This window comes from Syntrophales bacterium (assembly GCA_023228425.1).
Classification (GTDB): domain Bacteria; phylum Desulfobacterota; class Syntrophia; order Syntrophales; family UBA2210; genus MLS-D.
Genome location: JALOBE010000008.1, coordinates 36,418 through 51,840 on the forward strand (window position 1 = coordinate 36,418; position 15,423 = coordinate 51,840).

13 protein-coding genes are annotated in these 15,423 nt (G+C 56.0%); 5 read left to right on the top strand and 8 right to left on the bottom strand.

The genetic code is table 11. The features are described from left to right. Window positions 1–280 precede the first annotated feature (280 nt). Together ilvB and ilvN are read left to right on the top strand one after the other, a co-directional pair. Entirely contained in the window at window positions 281–1,957 is a 1,677-nt protein-coding gene (ilvB, locus tag M0Q23_04530) for a biosynthetic-type acetolactate synthase large subunit (GenBank protein MCK9527906.1), read from the top strand. Window positions 1,958–1,975: 18 nt separating this feature from the next. Then, window positions 1,976–2,479 carry an acetolactate synthase small subunit gene (ilvN, locus tag M0Q23_04535; protein MCK9527907.1) on the top strand — a complete coding sequence of 168 codons (504 nt, stop codon included), beginning with the start codon at window positions 1,976–1,978 and terminating at the stop codon, window positions 2,477–2,479. Between the two features lie 89 nt (window positions 2,480–2,568). Here ilvN and M0Q23_04540 read toward each other — a convergent pair whose 3' ends face one another. The 3 genes from M0Q23_04540 to M0Q23_04550 all read right to left on the bottom strand — a co-directional run bounded on the left by M0Q23_04540 (window position 2,569) and on the right by M0Q23_04550 (window position 5,951). Then, the gene (locus M0Q23_04540) at window positions 2,569–3,405 is read right to left on the bottom strand and encodes a hypothetical protein (protein MCK9527908.1); all 837 of its coding nucleotides are present in this window, start codon (window positions 3,403–3,405) and stop codon (window positions 2,569–2,571) included. Between the two features lie 134 nt (window positions 3,406–3,539). Further along, on the bottom strand, window positions 3,540–4,760 hold the full coding sequence (locus M0Q23_04545; protein MCK9527909.1) for an MFS transporter: 1,221 nt from the start codon (window positions 4,758–4,760) through the stop codon (window positions 3,540–3,542). A 120-nt stretch (window positions 4,761–4,880) separates the two neighbouring features. Continuing rightward, window positions 4,881–5,951 carry a YchF family ATPase gene (locus M0Q23_04550; GenBank protein ID MCK9527910.1) on the bottom strand — a complete coding sequence of 357 codons (1,071 nt, stop codon included), beginning with the start codon at window positions 5,949–5,951 and terminating at the stop codon, window positions 4,881–4,883. A gap of 774 nt (window positions 5,952–6,725) precedes the next feature. On the opposite strand from M0Q23_04550, the gene M0Q23_04555 reads away from it, so the two are divergent. From M0Q23_04555 to M0Q23_04565, 3 genes are all read left to right on the top strand, one after another. After that, window positions 6,726–7,460 (top strand): 4Fe-4S binding protein, encoded by a 735-nt coding sequence (locus M0Q23_04555; protein MCK9527911.1) that lies wholly within the window; start codon window positions 6,726–6,728, stop codon window positions 7,458–7,460. Between the two features lie 54 nt (window positions 7,461–7,514). Next, the gene (locus M0Q23_04560; GenBank protein ID MCK9527912.1) at window positions 7,515–7,865 is read left to right on the top strand and encodes a DsrE family protein; all 351 of its coding nucleotides are present in this window, start codon (window positions 7,515–7,517) and stop codon (window positions 7,863–7,865) included. Between the two features lie 87 nt (window positions 7,866–7,952). Next, window positions 7,953–9,569, top strand: coding sequence for a Na/Pi cotransporter family protein (locus tag M0Q23_04565; protein MCK9527913.1), 1,617 nt, complete (start codon window positions 7,953–7,955; stop codon window positions 9,567–9,569). A 45-nt stretch (window positions 9,570–9,614) separates the two neighbouring features. On the opposite strand, the gene M0Q23_04570 is transcribed toward M0Q23_04565, so the two are convergent. The 5 genes from M0Q23_04570 to M0Q23_04590 form a co-directional block, all read right to left on the bottom strand. Further along, on the bottom strand, window positions 9,615–10,808 hold the full coding sequence (locus M0Q23_04570) for a hypothetical protein (GenBank protein MCK9527914.1): 1,194 nt from the start codon (window positions 10,806–10,808) through the stop codon (window positions 9,615–9,617). A 17-nt stretch (window positions 10,809–10,825) separates the two neighbouring features. Next, window positions 10,826–11,671 carry a MoxR family ATPase gene (locus tag M0Q23_04575; GenBank protein MCK9527915.1) on the bottom strand — a complete coding sequence of 282 codons (846 nt, stop codon included), beginning with the start codon at window positions 11,669–11,671 and terminating at the stop codon, window positions 10,826–10,828. A gap of 32 nt (window positions 11,672–11,703) precedes the next feature. Then, complete coding sequence (locus tag M0Q23_04580; GenBank protein ID MCK9527916.1) at window positions 11,704–12,954, bottom strand: acetyl-CoA C-acyltransferase; 1,251 nt, start codon at window positions 12,952–12,954, stop codon at window positions 11,704–11,706. 337 nt (window positions 12,955–13,291) lie between these two features. Further along, the gene (locus M0Q23_04585) at window positions 13,292–14,092 is read right to left on the bottom strand and encodes an RNA methyltransferase (protein ID MCK9527917.1); all 801 of its coding nucleotides are present in this window, start codon (window positions 14,090–14,092) and stop codon (window positions 13,292–13,294) included. Between the two features lie 14 nt (window positions 14,093–14,106). Continuing rightward, complete coding sequence (locus M0Q23_04590) at window positions 14,107–15,222, bottom strand: lipid A deacylase LpxR family protein (protein ID MCK9527918.1); 1,116 nt, start codon at window positions 15,220–15,222, stop codon at window positions 14,107–14,109. Window positions 15,223–15,423 lie beyond the last annotated feature (201 nt).

Sequence of the window (15,423 nt, forward strand, 5' to 3'; positions counted from 1 at the left end):
TTTTCTTGACATTGTCGATTTCTTCGTATATGTGACGTACCTGTTATGCTAGTGCTTTGGGAGGATGGAAACGAATGAACAGTCAGCCGGTATGTGTGGTACGCAACGTATATGTACCTGTAGTAGTACCCTCGGGGACTGCCGCTTGACTGAACTGACACAGCAGTATTGATCGAGCCGCGGACCCTGAAAAGCCCGCGGCTTTTTTTGATGAAAAAGCCGCTTCCGGAAGGATGGCGGTTTTTTTAGTTTACCTCAGGACAATAACGGAGAGTTGATCATGAAAAGAAAAGGAGCAGAGATACTTTTAAAAACGCTGAAGGAAGAAGGAGTGGATGATATTTTCGGGTATCCCGGCGCGAGCACCCTCCCCATTCATGATTGTATGGAAGAATGTGCTCTTCGACACTATCTTGTCAGGCACGAACAGGGAGCGGCCCATGCCGCCGACGGGTACGCCCGGGCCACGGGCAAAGTGGGGGTCTGTCTCGCCACATCGGGACCAGGCGCCACGAACCTCGTCACCGGAATAGCCACGGCATACATGGATTCAACACCTCTCATAGCCCTCACGGGACAGGTTACCACCAATCTCCTGGGAAGCGATGCTTTCCAGGAGACGGATATTATCGGGATCACCATGCCTATCACAAAGCACAGTTTTCTTGTGCAGGATCCCCGGGAGGTGGCATCCACCGTCAGGGAGGCCATGGCCATAGCCAGGGGCGGCCGACCGGGCCCCGTGCTGATCGATCTGCCCAGAGACGTGATGAATGCCCTGTGTGACGAGGAGGAACATCGAGAGGTGGGGTTCGTCAAGCCCGAACAGGTTCAATTCGGTGACGAAGAACAGCCCCGTCTCAAGCAGATAGCCCGTCTGCTCAACGAATCGGAACGTCCCGTTCTCCTTGTCGGCGGAGGCGTCAAGCTTGCCCAGGCATTCACAGAGCTTTCGGACGTCGTAGAAAAGGGGAGCATTCCCTTTGTAACCACGATGATGGGCATCGGTTCGGCCCACACCACCAACGGCTTCAACCTCGGTCTCATCGGCACCCACGGGATGGACCTGGCGAACCGCGTGGTACACCAGGCTGATTTTATCCTTGCCGTGGGAGCCCGCTTCAGCGATCGCACCACTTCACTGATCGAAGAATTCGCTCCCCTTGCAACCATCGCCCAGATTGACGTGGATCCGACATCCATAGGCAAGAACATAAAGACCGACATTTCCGCAGTCATTGACATCCGGGTGGCACTGAAAGAACTGCTCGGTCTGGTGACAACGAAAAACCGGAAGGACTGGCTCACGCGGATTGAGGGTGAGAGGAGTCGCATTGAAAAAGAGGGTTGTGCCGACGGGTGCGGCCCTGCCGGAGAATTCATTCGTCAGGTGCAGGCGAGCATGCCCCAAAAAACCATAGCGGTAGCCGATGTGGGGCTGAATCAGATATGGACGGTCCGCTCATGGAAGGTGAGGATTCCCCGGGGTCTGATAACCAGTGGTGGTATGGGAACGATGGGCTTCAGCCTTCCCGCCGCCATGGGTGCCGGGATCGGGGCTCCCGATCACGAAGTCGTCGCTTTCACGGGAGACGGCGGTTTCTTCATGAACGTACAGGAACTGGCCACCATCGGATATTACAATGTTCCCGTCAAGATCGTCGTTTACAATAACGGTAACCTGGGTATGATCCGCCAGATACAGCATCATTTTTATCATTCCCGGTTTCGCGACAGCAGGCTGTCCGACAGGGTCGACATAACCGGGATTGCCAGAGGCTTCGGTATCCCGTCGGAAAAGGTTTCGGTCCAGGATCCCGCCGCGGGCATTGAAAAACTCAGCCGGGCCGAAGGTCCCTTCCTGCTCGAGGTTCTCGTGGACGAGGACAACTTTGTCTATCCCATCATTCCTCCCGGGAAATCGAACATTGAAATGATTTACGGGCGGTCTGAATGATCTGAGAGGAGTGTGCCGGTGAAAAGTGAAGTCAGGGAACATGTCATATCCATGCTCGTCAATAACAGACCCGGTGTCCTGTCACGAGTGGCGGGCGTCTTCGGGCGGCTGGGCTACAACATCGAGAGTCTCTGCGTCGCGGAAACCATATCGCCGAACGTTTCGCGCATAACGTCCGTGAGCAAGGTCGATCCGAACTTCATGGAGAAGGTGAGAAAGCAGTTAGACCGCCTGGTGGACGTTCTGTCCGTCACCGTCCTGGATGACTCTCACTCGGTGAAGCGCGAGATGATGCTCATGGGGCTTCCCGTAACCACGAAAAACAGGTCCGATCTTTTTCGTGCTGTCGATATGTTCGGCTGTACCGTGGTTTCCATGAAAGACTCCTACTGTATCCTCCAGATTGTCGGGACCAGGATGGAAGTTGAAACGGCCCTGCATTTTCTCAAGCCTCTCGGCGTGAAGGACATAGCCAGTACGGGGGCCGTAGCGCTGGAAAGCGGGGCATCCGGGACGTCCTGACAGGGAGCCGCGGATGGCCCTGTAAAGCGACAGTGACCATGAAAATCAAACTGATGCGGTGAAGGGAACACCACCGCCCATGGCCGGTGTCATTCTCCGCGCAAGTAGGGCGGCAGATCCGTTTCGTCCTTCCCCTGGAAGCTGCAGAGGACGGGACAGGTGCCGCAGGGCGTTTTTACCGCCGGCAGAGGCGGTTCGCCCTTTATCGTTTCTTCTATAAAATCAACACAATCATTAACATCGACATCGTCTCCTTCAATGGCGATGGTAACGCACCCTTCAGCGCCGCCGTATCCTCCCGAAGCAAAGTGGACCGCATCGACACCGAAGAGTTCCTCCAGGGCGTCCAGCTCGGTGTAAGGGATGCCGTCGGCCACGCACACCATGCCCACGGGGACGCCGATGCTGCGTTCGAAGGTCAGGATGCCTCCCATGCGGGCCGCTTCTTCAACGGAAGGAATCATTTTTTCCAGGCCGACGGGGTAAATGATTGTGCTTCCCCGGGCTTGCATGGGCAGGTAAAATTCACCCATAGTTCCGCCCAGGGGGCTCGCCATAAAGACGCCGATGGCCCCGGAATGATCGATGGCGTTGGCTCCCTTCAGGAGAATGTCGCCCCGGCCGAGCTTGTCGAGCAATGATGAGGGCTCGACTTCCAGGAGGTTCCCCCTGTGAAAAACAACCGGCTGAAGTCTCACGCCGCGCATAAGGGCACAGGGAACGCCCCGTATGACCTGGCCGGCCACGTATTTTTCTTTTTCGATTGTCCGTTCCAGGAGTTCCTCGGCAATATAGGCGTTGGTCGATCCCCTGCCGATGATGAGATAGCCTTCATTCATGGCTTCCTGAACTTCGGGCATCGCGGCCACCGCCTTGGCAATGAGTCGCTTCGATTCCGATGATGTCAATGTAAACAGGGCCTGCATGGCGCCACCTCCTCTTTGTTGATGATGTGGTTCACATGATGGATTTCAAGCGGGATATTGAGCATGTACTATAGCATCCTTTTACCGTTCTTCGCAAAAAAACTCTGGTGTCGGCAGAAAACGGCCCGGCTGTATCACAGGGCGCGGTAGGAACGGCTCAAACGGCCGAAGATAAAGACTGTCCCGGCCAGAAGGAGGCCGCCGATGCCGACGGTTGCGGGGGCTCCGATGCTGTCGGCGAAGACGCTCAGGACCGCGTTTCCGAGAGGAAGGGCCGAAAAGGTAAGCATATAAATGCTCATGACCCGTCCATGGTAGCCCCTGTCTGAATTTTCCATTATCAGGGTCGCGTTGAGTGCCAGGTAGGAAGAGGATGCGATGCCCACGACGAAAAGCACGGCCAGGGCCAGGACATAGGACGTGACCAGGGAAAACAGGGCGAGAGAAAGACCGAAAAGGATGCCCAGGCCTATCTGTACCAGACCGCGATTCTTCAGTTCCCGGAGCGACGCAATGATGAGAGAGCCCGCCATGGCCCCCACGCCGTTGGCCATCATGAGCATGCCCAGACCACGGGGACCTGTGAAAAAAACCCGTTCCGCGAAAACGGGCATCAGCGCCTGATAGGGAAGGCCGAGCATGATGGGGGCAAGGCTCATGATAAGAAGAATCAGGACAACGGAATTGTGACGAATATACAGAATTCCATCGATCATGCTTCGGAACCCCGTCTGGGTCTTTTTCCCGCCGTCGGGGGAGCCGCTGTGGGTGATGCGGAACAGGCTGAAGATGACCAGGGCGAACATGACGGCCATGATCACGTAGGTTCCGCCCACGTTGATCCATGATATGCCGATCAGCACCGCTGCCAGAGGCGGTCCCAGCAGGCGGCAGACATTAAGACCGGCACCGTTCAGGGCCATGGCATTCATGAGATACGCAGGGGTGACCAACTGGGCGGAGAAGGATTGCCTGGCCGGCATGTGGAAGGTAAAGGCCGTTCCCATGACGGTTCCGATGAGCACCATGTGCCAGATCATGATGGCACCGGTCAGGACCAGCAGGGCCGTCACTACAGCGCCTCCCATGAGGAATACCTGGGTAATGAGAAGGACACGACGCTTTGAGTAGTGATCGGCCACGACACCGCCCGGCAGGGCGAAGAGCAGGTTGGGAATACCGAACCCAAGCCAGATGATGCCTATGGATGAAGCGGCGCCGGTCAGTTGAAAAGCGAAATATCCGTTGACGAAAAAAAACATCTGCATGGCCAGGATACCCGGCAGCATGCCCAACCAGAGGGCGCGAAAATGAACATCCCCGAGTGCGGGGAAGAGACGAGCCAGAGACGACACAAGACCTCCTGTCAGGAGAGTTCTCCATAGGATGTTTTTTGTTTTTTACGAGATGGCGAGGACTGTGATTATCCATAACGGTGCAGGACTCGATTTTCGAAGAGGCACGGATTCGACGAATCAAACGCTGAACCGGATGTTGAGAACATCTCCGTCTTGAACGGTATAGTCCTTTCCTTCCAGCCTGAACCGGCCCTGTTCACGGGCTGCTTTCTCGGATCCCAGGTGTACCAGGTCATCGTAGGTATAACATTCCGCCCGGATAAACCCCCGCGCGAGATCTGAATGAATAGTGCGGGCCGCTTCGAGGGCGCTTGCCCCTCGTCGCAGGGTCCATGCCCGTACTTCGTCAGGCCCGACGGTGAGGAAGCTGATGTACCCAAGGGTTTCATAGGCGAAACGGGTGAGACGATGGCGGGCCGATTCGGTGATGCCCATGTCTTCCATAAAGAGTTTCGCCTCCTCTTCGTCACTCAAGCGGGACAGTTCCATCTCGAAGAGCCCCGCGAATTCTATGACCCGGAATCGTCCTTCCAGGGCGCGGATCAGCGAACCGCTGCTGCCGAAATGTATTTCCGATGAATTGACGACCACCATGACCGGTTTCCTGGACAGGAACTGGAATCCGCTTATGAGGCGTTCCTCGTCTCCGGTAAAATCAATTGTCCTCAAGGGGCGGTTGTCGTCGAGGTATGCCTGAACACTTTTGAGAACCTGTTCCTCCGATTGCAGTTCAGCCGTTTTCTTTCCCCGGTCCATGGTCCGGGCTATCTTTTCCCGACGCTGTTCCACGAGAATCAGGTCCGCCAGGAGCAGTTCCGTTTCGATGATCTCGAGATCGCGCACAGGTGTCGGTTCACCTTCCACGACGTCATCGAAGTTCCGTATCACCAGGGCAAGGGCGTCCAGTGTCTTTATCAGGGCCGTCTGACTTGCGGAAAAGGCGCTGTCCCGGGTTGAATCCTTGGAAAAGCCGACGAAATCAACACATTCAACAGTGGCGAAGACGGTTTTTTTCGGTTTGTAGATTTGAGCGAGGCGATTAACTCGATCATCGGCAACCGTCACCACGGCGAGGTTCGGCTCCGTCTTTGCCGAGGCATAGCCGCCGACGGGGGCCTGCATACCTGTCAAAGCATTGAAAATGGTTGTTTTTCCGGAACCAGGAAGACCCAGTAATCCTATCTTCATAGGGGGAACTCTCTCTCAGCAACAGCCGTGCCGTGGATCCGGCTCCGACCGGGCCTGAAATGTAGGTCCCGAAAAACCATATGTCAAGTTATTTTCAGCATTCTTCCCCGTTGCCGTTGCAACGGCCATGAAACTTGACGACCTCGTACAAAATCGAAAAATGTCCGATGGAGGACGGCCTTGTGAAAAAGTAGCGCAGTCAGGGCGCGCACCGTGGAGTACGCCACAGGGACCAAGGAGAGGGTAACGGGGGCATCCAGGCATATAATACCGGAGGTCATGCATCCGGACTTTTTGCGAAGCCGTCGAACTTGTACATGGGAGCAACAATGGTTATAGTAACCATAAATACACCTTGGGGAGACATTGTACCGATGAAACAACTTGTCATACTGATTCTCATTGTGGTGGGCTGGCTCGCCCTCCAGCTCTGGATACTGCCCCGCATGGGCATCAATACGTGACTGAGGAACTCCTGCCAGGTGGCAGACAGGACAAAAACGGCCGATTCAAATCGGGGGGATGAAGTCCCTTAATAGAAGTACAATCATACACGTCTGGTCCCATCCGTGGCGATGGCTTCCGGGCGTGACTCATCAGTGACAGTGCCGCGGCCCCCCGGCTTTCGATGCTGCCGGAGGGCTCCCCGCGATTGAGGGGATGCCGCGGAGTCTCTGATACCGGTCCGGTAAGGCCTGCACAGAGAACCTTCGGCATGTCGAGCGTGACACCTCTCGATACCGAACAGAGGTCAGGTCAAGGAGAAAAAAAGAAGTGAAACATCTGCGTACAATCGTACATATAGACGAAGAAAAATGTGACGGCTGCGGGCTCTGCATTCCCTCCTGCTCCGAGGGGGCCATCAGGCTTCTGGAGGGGAAGGCCCGTCTGGTAGGCGACAGGTACTGTGACGGCCTGGGAGCATGTCTGGGCGAGTGTCCCCAGGGCGCCATATATCTCATTGAACGGGAAGCCGAGGAGTTCGACGAAAAGGCCGTGGAGGCCCTCCGGAAGGCCCGGATGTTTTCCATCGATCCATCACCGGAGCTCATGGCCTGCGGGTGCCCGTCGTCACAGATAACAACCTTCGACGTGCCGGATTCCTGCCGGGCGGCGAATGAACCGGTCCGGCAGGAAGGGGAGGCATCGGAACTTACCCACTGGCCCGTAAAAATCAGGTTGATTCCCCCGACCGCCCCCTTTTTGAAGGATGCCGATCTCCTCGTGGCGGCCGACTGTACAGCCTGTGCCAGCCCCGGTTTTCACCGGGAATTCTTAAAGGGGAAAATTCTCCTTTCGGGATGTCCGAAGTTTGACGATGCCGAGGCCTACGTTGAAAGATTTACCGATATATTCCGCGGCAATCATATCAACAGTGTCACCGTCCTGATCATGGACGTGCCCTGCTGTCAGGGGCTGCCCCGGATTCTGTGGACGGCGATGGAACGGGCCGGGGCAGCCGTTCCCCTGGAGACGATTGTCATCGGCAGGCAGGGGGAGCGCCTGTAATCATCGCGTCACGTGATACGGTAACAAACAAAACACTGTCGGGAGGGAAACGTAATGAGCAAAAAAGTTCTGTTGGCAGCCTTTAACGGGGAGTCCATGTGTTTCGTCCATGTTCTGCTTAACGCGCTTGACATGGAAGAAAAGGGCTACGATGTAAAGGTGGTGATCGAGGGAAGCGCGACCAGAGCCGTAAAAGAACTCACTGATCCCGAAAGCCCCTTTGCGAATCTGTACAGCGAAGTCCGGAAACGGGGCATGATCGATTGCGTCTGCCAAGCCTGCGCGAGTAAAATGGGAGCCCTGGAGAGTGCACGGCAACAGGGATTGCCGCTGTGCGCGGAGATGAAGGGACATCCCGCGCTGGCACAATACCTGGAACAGGGATATCAGGTACTGACGTTTTAAAGCGCCCGTCGTCTTTTCACTGTCCTCAACCGGGGGGAAAAGTTATCCTGTCGTTGCAGGTAACGCCGTTAAGGATCGCTCTGTACAATGATTACCCCTTTTTTTATGGTAGTAACGGGTCTGGTGCTTTTTCTTTTCGCCATGGTCCATGTCACCGAGACGGTTCGCCGATCCGTCACGAGTACCCGTACCCGGGAACTCTTCGGCTATGCCGTGAGAACTCCTCTCTGGGGTGTTGTCACAGGTTTCTTGCTGACTGTACTGTTCCAGAGCAGCACGGCGACCACTGCTCTCACGGTGGGGCTCGTCAGCGCCGGTCTCATGAGTTTTTTCCACTCTCTCGGCGTCATCATCGGGGCCGATATCGGAACGACCATCACAGTACAGCTCGTTGTCTGGCGGGTTACCGATCTTTCACCCTTGTTTGTCATTGCCGGAGCGTTTCTCTGGGTGACGGGCAAGGGGAAACTCAAGCCTCTGGGAGAGGGAATCTTTTATTTCGGTCTCATGTTTTTCGGCCTGACCATTGTGTCTCACGCCATGGAGCCTCTCAAGGAAAGTCCCGCCATACTGCAGTTTTTCCATGAAACCGTAAGTCCCCTTACAGGTGTTCTCATCGGATGCGGATTTACCGTTCTGGTGCAGTCTTCGGCAATACCAATCGCTCTTCTGGTTATCCTTGCCGGCCATGGTATGCTTTCCCTGGAGGCGGCCCTTCCTTTTGTAATCGGGGCCAATCTCGGTACGGCGTTCACGGCGGTTATCGTCTTCACCGCCCTGGCGGCCAATGCCGAGGGCAGGCGGGTCGTCTTGTCGCATGTCTTCTTCAAGTTCGTCGGGGCTGTTGTGTGTCTGGCAGCCTTCCCGCTTTTTCTGGCCGTGCTGAAGAACCTTTCGTCGAGCGTCTCCCAACAGATAGCCCTGGGGCACATTATCTTCAACGTGCTTGTGGCCTTTATTTTTATCCCGACTCTCCCCTGGTTCGCCCATTTGGCACGGGTGCTGTATCCGAAACGGGGGGAGATTTTTTCGCTCTGGCCCGATTTTCTCGACGAGCGTCTCCTCGGGAACGCGGAGCTTGCTCTGGAAGCGGCTCGGAAAGAAATGGAACGGGAGATGGTACTTGCCCGAAGGATGTATTTACTCGCCGCAGGATTGATAGACTGCTTTCAAAGCGGCAATCTGCAGACTGTGGGTCATATTGAAAACGTCGTCAACTCCCTGAAATGGGAAATCGGTATCTTTCTCCGGCGCGTGTCTGAAGGTCTCCTCACCAGGTCCACATCGAAGCAACTGCTCCTCTATTCATCGCTGGTGGATGATATCGAGCGTATCGCCGATCACTCAACCAACATCAGTGAACTCGCTGAAATAAAATCACGGAAGATGGTCTGTTTTTCGGAATTTGCCGACAATGACCTGGCAGAGATCCGGTCTCTTGTAACCGCCAACCTCGACGACGCCCTTTCTCTGATGGGAACCTACAGCCAAACGACGATGGAGGCCATCTTCGCCCGGGAAGAGCAGATCGACAAACTGGTCGCCAATGCCAAGCTCAATCATCTTGAGCGGGTCTGCAGCAAAATCTGCCAGGCCGAATCAGGTCCGATCTATCTCGGGGTTCTTGTCAACCAGGAGCGTATTTCCGACCACTGTGAAAACATAGCGGAGTATTTCAGGGATCTCAACGTGGAGGAAGCCTGATGCCGCCGGCAGACGGCCGGGGCAGTACCGGGCGGCGGATGCCGTTCAGTGTTTCGCGACGAGATACCCAACAGCCTGATCCAGCCCGTCCAGTGTGAGGGGAAACATCGGGAAAATTTGTCTGATCGCCTTGACGGTCCGGATGTACTCCCATTCTTCCTCGGGACTGGGGTTAAGCCACAGGGAATGACGGAAGGTATCGGCGAGGAAGTGAAGGTTTTCGATGCTGGGTGTGCGGGATCGCGCACCGAAGCTGATAGCGCCTCCGCGGGAGACCAGTTCATGGTGACCCATGCTGGCATCGCCCACCAGGATGATCCGGGTTTCCGGATCTCGGGAGGCGAAGTCGAGAACCGATTCAGGCTTGTGCCGCCGTGGCGGGTCAAGCCAGACCGTGTCGTAGATCGTGTTGTGGAAATAGAAGGTAGTGAGATCCTTGAACTGGTTCCGAGCGTAGTCGAAGAGGGTCTGCACCGTGTATATATAAGGGTCCATGGACCAGCCACCGTTGTCGATCATCAGGATCACCTTGAGACGGTCGGTCAGACGGTGATCAAAAACAATCTCGATTTCTCCGGCGTTCCTCATGGTCTCGTAGATTGTTTTGTCCACATTGACCACATCCCGGGCGCCTTCGGGAACCATGCGGCGGAGCCGCTTCAGGGCTTCTCCCATCTGGGACTGGGTGAGAGGGCCATCCTGGGTATAATCTCTGTAGCGCCGGTCCAGGGCGACCTTGACGGCCGATTTGTTCCGGGACACTCCTCCCACGCGCATACCCCCAGGGTGGTTCCCCGAATGTCCCACGGGTGAAGTGCCTCCCGTGCCGATCCATCGTGAACCGCCGTGATGTGCTCCCTCCTGGTCCTTGAGTCGGTCGAGAAAATACTGGAGTACCTCGTCGGGCGTCATGGCACTCAACTGTTCCTCGCTGATGTCCAGAACATCCGCCACGTCTTTCGGGTTCTTCAGCCAGTCCCGCAGCAGTTCCCGGGTCAGGGCGTCCAGTTCCATGTCGCCGATGTCATCCAGGTCGGCGTCCTTGAAATGATGCGAAAAAACCTTGTCATAGAGGTCAAAATAGCGTTCGCTTTTGACGAGGATCGCCCGGGCCACGGAGTACAAATCGTCTATGGAGAGGATCAGGCCCAGGCTCATGGCCTTATGGAGACGCAGGTAGGCCGTGGGTGTGACGGGAATCCCGCGGCCTTTCAAGGTATAGAAAAATGCTGAAAACACGGCTCCGATTTCCCCCTTCAGCCTGTACCCGTGTAGCGGGAGGCCATGGCAAGGTCGGAGCTTTTTTTGAAGAGAACGCCCAGGTAAGGGGGAGAACTCCTTTTCAGTGACGACACCTCGAAATGGGGATCCGCTCTGAGGGCCCGGATCCAATTGATCAGTTCCCGGGTGGCCGGTTTCTTTTCGATTCCCTGCAGCCGCCGAAGCCGGTAGAAGGCGCTGATACAGGCCTGCATCAGGTCTTCCTCGATGGAGGGGAAGTGGACATTGAGGATCTGCTGCATTATTTCCGGGTCGGGAAAAGCGATGTGGTGAAAGTTGCACCGCCCCAGAAAGGGGTCGGAAAGATCCTTCTTGGCGTTCGATGTAATGATAACCACGGGACGGTGCCGGGCCGTCACCGTCCTGTCGATTTCCATGATGTCGAACTGCATCTGGTCCAGGATATCCAGCATGTCATCCTGGAAATCCGTATCCGCCTTGTCTATCTCGTCGATGAGCAGAACGGTCCGCTGTTCCGCCGTAAAGGCCTGACCGATTTTGCCCATGCGGATGTATTCTTCGATATTGCTTACATCCCGGCTCGAGTCACCGAAGCGGCTGTCATTGAGACGGGTCAGCGTATCGTACTGGTACAGCGCTTCCACCAGTTTCATGCCGGACTTTACGTTCAGCACAATGAGCGGCATCTTCAGGCTCTCGGCGATGGCATGGGCCAGCATCGTTTTGCCCGTCCCCGGCTCTCCCTTGAGCAGCAGGGGCATTTCGAGGGCCATGGTAACGTTGACGATTTTTGCCAGTTCGGCGTCAAGAACATAGCGCGATGCCCCCTGAAAGGTGTAAAAAGAATCTCTTTCCTTCATTTTCTTGCTCTTCTCCTGTCTGTTGCCCGGCCTTATATCATTTCCAGGGCGCATGCCATTGACACGCCGCCGCCGCCGCACAGCGTAGCCAGCCCCAGGGTGTTGCCGTTTCTTTTCATGGTGTGGAGCAGCGTTACCATGATGCGGGATCCCGTGGATCCCACGGGATGGCCGAGCCCGATGCCCGATCCGCAGATATTGGTTATCTCCCTGTTGATCCCCAGCTCTTTCTCACAGCCGATGTACTGGGCGGCAAAGGCCTCGTTCAGTTCGATGATTTCAAAATCACCCACGGCCAGCCCGGACCGTTCCGTAAGATTGCGCACTGCCGGAACCGGTCCCAGACCCATGACGGAGGGATGTACGCCTCCGTAACCAACGGCCTTGATACGGGCAATGGGTTCAAGACCCAGTTCCCGGGCCTTCTCGGCTGACATTATGATCATGCCGCTTGATCCGTCGTTGATCCCGGAAGCATTTCCGGCCGTAACTTTACCGATCTTGGGAATGAAGGCCGGGGGCATGTCTTGCAGGGCCTCCATGGTCAAGCCGGGACGAAAATGCTCATCCCTGTCGAAGATGACCGGTGGTTTACCCCGCTTGCCGGGTAGTTCGACAGGTACGATTTCTTCCTTGAAAAACCCTTCCACTGTTGCCATTTCGGCCCTGTTGTGGCTGCGCAGCGCCACTTCATCCATTTCCTCCCGGGATATGTTCATCATCTGGGCGACGAATTCGGCCGTGTGTCCCATGATATAGGGCTTGCCCCGGAAGAGTTCCAGGGGCATGCCTTCTTTGACGGGCCCGTCTTCAGGGTTTGGCATGATGTGGGATCCGCAATGCAGGGCGTGAATCAACCAGTCAACGAGTGCCTGATCCTGCAGGCGGCAGCCCCAGCGGGCCCCGGGAACGGTGTAGGGAACGCCGGACATATGCTCCACGCCGCCTGCCAGTATGATTTCCGCAAGCCCTGCCTGTATCATGGCCATGCCGGAAATAACCGCTTCCATGCCGGAAATGCAGACACGGTTGATGGTGACGGCTGTCGATGTTTCAGGAATGCCCGCCAGAAGGGAAGCCACGCGGGCCACGTTGAGGGTATCGACCGGTTCGAGACAGCATCCGTAGCGGATATCATCCACCATATCCACAGTGATGCCCGCCCTTTTAATTGCTTCCTTCATGGTGACACTGGCTATAACGGCTCCGTTGGTGTCCCTGAGACTTCCGCCGAAGGTGCCGATTGCCGTTCGGCAGGCGGAAACGATGACGATGTCTTTCATAGAGGTGCGCTCCTTTTTCTTTTTCTGAAATACTCAAAACCGCGCGGTGCCTACGGCAGGGCGAAGTCCTCAGATCAGTGGTCACTCATACCAGAAGTTGAGAAAAAACGAAAGGTCCTTGAGAGTTTGTCCCGGCCTGACAAGGACGGTGGTGAGGATGAGAGGCACGGCCCTTCCACCGGAGATCATCACCGTTCTTGACGGGTCGATGATAGTCTTTTCTCGGCTGGTGTGATTCATCGGGCCCGTGGGTCTGTGAAAAATTCTCTCGGCAGGGCGGACCAGGGATCATGGTGTATACTCCCCATGAAGAGAGATGCCTCCCGGACGACGCGTTTCAGTGTTCCGTCCCGCCTGTCGCGTACAGGAGGATTGCGGCCGCGGCGGCGAGGTTGAGCGACTCTGCGCCCCCCCGGCCGGGTATGGTGATCGTCCTGTCCGCCTGGTCCATCAGTTCCGGTGAGAGTCCCCGTGACTCGTTGCCGAGAAGGAAAATATATTTTCCGCATTTTTTGATACTGCCGGGGTCCTCTCCGCCTCGGGGGGCCGTCGCGACCAGTTCCCAGCCGCCCCGGCGCGCGAGGTTCAGAATGTCTCCGGTGTCGACGGCCTGAACGATGGACATCCCGAAGAGTGCGCCCGCGGACGAGCGGATGACTTTTGTATTGAACGGGTCGACGCAGGATGGTCCCATCAGTATGTGGTCCACGCCGAACCACAGGGCCGTTCTCATGATCGATCCCAGGTTTCCCGGGTCGGAAACGCCATCCAGGTAAATCATGCGGTCCTGCGTTCCGCCGGCCATGCTGTCCAGGGGATATGTCCTTGTTTCGCAGACAAGGATGATTCCCTGCGGTTGTTCTTCCGTGGATAGTTCCCTCAAGGTCTCACGGGAACAGGAGTACAGGGGAATATCGCCGGTCAGGGCTGTCTGAAGAAGGAGGTGTTCTGTAGCTCCCTTCGCCGCATCCGCCGCCACGATGATCGCCTTCAGTGGATAACGGTTTTCCTTGAGAGCCTCTCTGAGGGCATTCAGTCCTTCCGCCAGGAACAGTCCTTCCCTGTCCCTGTGTTTTTTCGAGCGTAACTTCTTGAACCGTTTCTTCCGGTTCGGGGAAAGGGCCGGTATTGCCGCCATAGACAATGCTTCCTTTAAAACGTAAATGACAGGGCAATCGCCCCGAACTGATGTTCATCCCTCTGTGACGTGAACTCCTTCGTCCGGAATACATACGAGTAGGTGATTTTAAAACGGTGTGCGATCACGCCGATACCGGCGATGAAGTCCGCCACGAGGTACTTCTTGTCAACGCTGTGGCTGTCTCGAAAGGTGCTTCCGTCGAGAAATATATTCCGGGCAACCGCTTTTGTATCGATAGCGCAGAAAAGGTGTATGCCGAGACGGTGCATCGGTTCATTGAAACGGGGGTCCCCGTCGTCAAGAGGAGCACTGCTGTCGGAACCGGGCCGGATCAGGTAGGTGCCGAAATCGATCGGCAGATTCCATCCGAATCGGGCCTGGCCCCCGAGATTGACCCCGGTGAGGAGATTTCCGACGGCCACTCCCAGGTGAGGAATGACATCGAATCCCCATCCGTCTGAAAACCGTCTCTCCAGATATCGTCTCTTCCGTTCGAAATAGAGGTTCAACACCGGCTCGTCACGAAGCTGGTGTTCCCAACCCCGGGGTTTGACGGAACCCATTCTCCGGTGAATAACGACCTGACAGTCCTGCGCGTAGGAGTGGCGTCCCACAATGCCGAGATTCAGTTCAAGGGTGTCCATCCTGCGCGTACTTTTGCTCTGGAGACCCAGCCCCAGGTACGTTACACCCGCGTAAGGCCGGTCATCCCGTACAAGATCACCGCGCTCCTTGTCTTCCGGCGTGTATATGTTCTGCCCCAGGGAGAGGGAGACTGTTCGGATGTCCCCGGGATCATTGACGTAAGGAAGGCTATCGATCAACCGGAGCATCCAGTCCGGCAGGTTCAGGACCTCTCGATAGTTATCGAGATCCCGTGATATCCATGACAGTTTCGTTCCATGGGTATAGTAGCGATCCCTGTTCTTGAAACCGAACAGGTCGTTTTCCAGATAGAGGGTAACGGTGTCGGACGTTCTCGCCCTGTGGTCCCTGCGGGAATCGGCTTCGGCAGGTACCCCGTGACAGGACAGGACCGTCATGACGAGGAGAAAGAGCAGCAATGGTCGCGGGGTCATCCGTGTCCGCTGGCGCATCCGGCGGAACAGTGTCACAGTGTCTCTCAAGATCGATGTTCCTTCTCAAACTGTATTCCACAGGGAATATGCCCTGAAGAAAGCAACAGATTCCGGATGGAACGTACAGAGTCAAAGGTTTTGTATGAGCTGCAAACCTCGTGAGGCCTTATTGAATGTTGTCATTTCGAGGAGCATCGCGATTGTGTCATTTCGAGGAGCGTAGCGACGAGAAATCCCTGTCCCGAGCAA

Coding starts and splice junctions, on each gene's coding strand:
- M0Q23_04560 (MCK9527912.1), top strand. CDS start 7,515: ATGAGCAAAAAAGTTCTGTTGGCAGCCTTTAACGGGGAGTCCATGTGT.
- M0Q23_04540 (MCK9527908.1), bottom strand. CDS start 3,405: ATGCAGGCCCTGTTTACATTGACATCATCGGAATCGAAGCGACTCATT.
- ilvB (MCK9527906.1), top strand. CDS start 281: ATGAAAAGAAAAGGAGCAGAGATACTTTTAAAAACGCTGAAGGAAGAA.
- M0Q23_04585 (MCK9527917.1), bottom strand. CDS start 14,092: ATGGCGGCAATACCGGCCCTTTCCCCGAACCGGAAGAAACGGTTCAAG.
- M0Q23_04575 (MCK9527915.1), bottom strand. CDS start 11,671: ATGAAGGAAAGAGATTCTTTTTACACCTTTCAGGGGGCATCGCGCTAT.
- M0Q23_04550 (MCK9527910.1), bottom strand. CDS start 5,951: ATGAAGATAGGATTACTGGGTCTTCCTGGTTCCGGAAAAACAACCATT.
- M0Q23_04580 (MCK9527916.1), bottom strand. CDS start 12,954: ATGAAAGACATCGTCATCGTTTCCGCCTGCCGAACGGCAATCGGCACC.
- M0Q23_04565 (MCK9527913.1), top strand. CDS start 7,953: ATGATTACCCCTTTTTTTATGGTAGTAACGGGTCTGGTGCTTTTTCTT.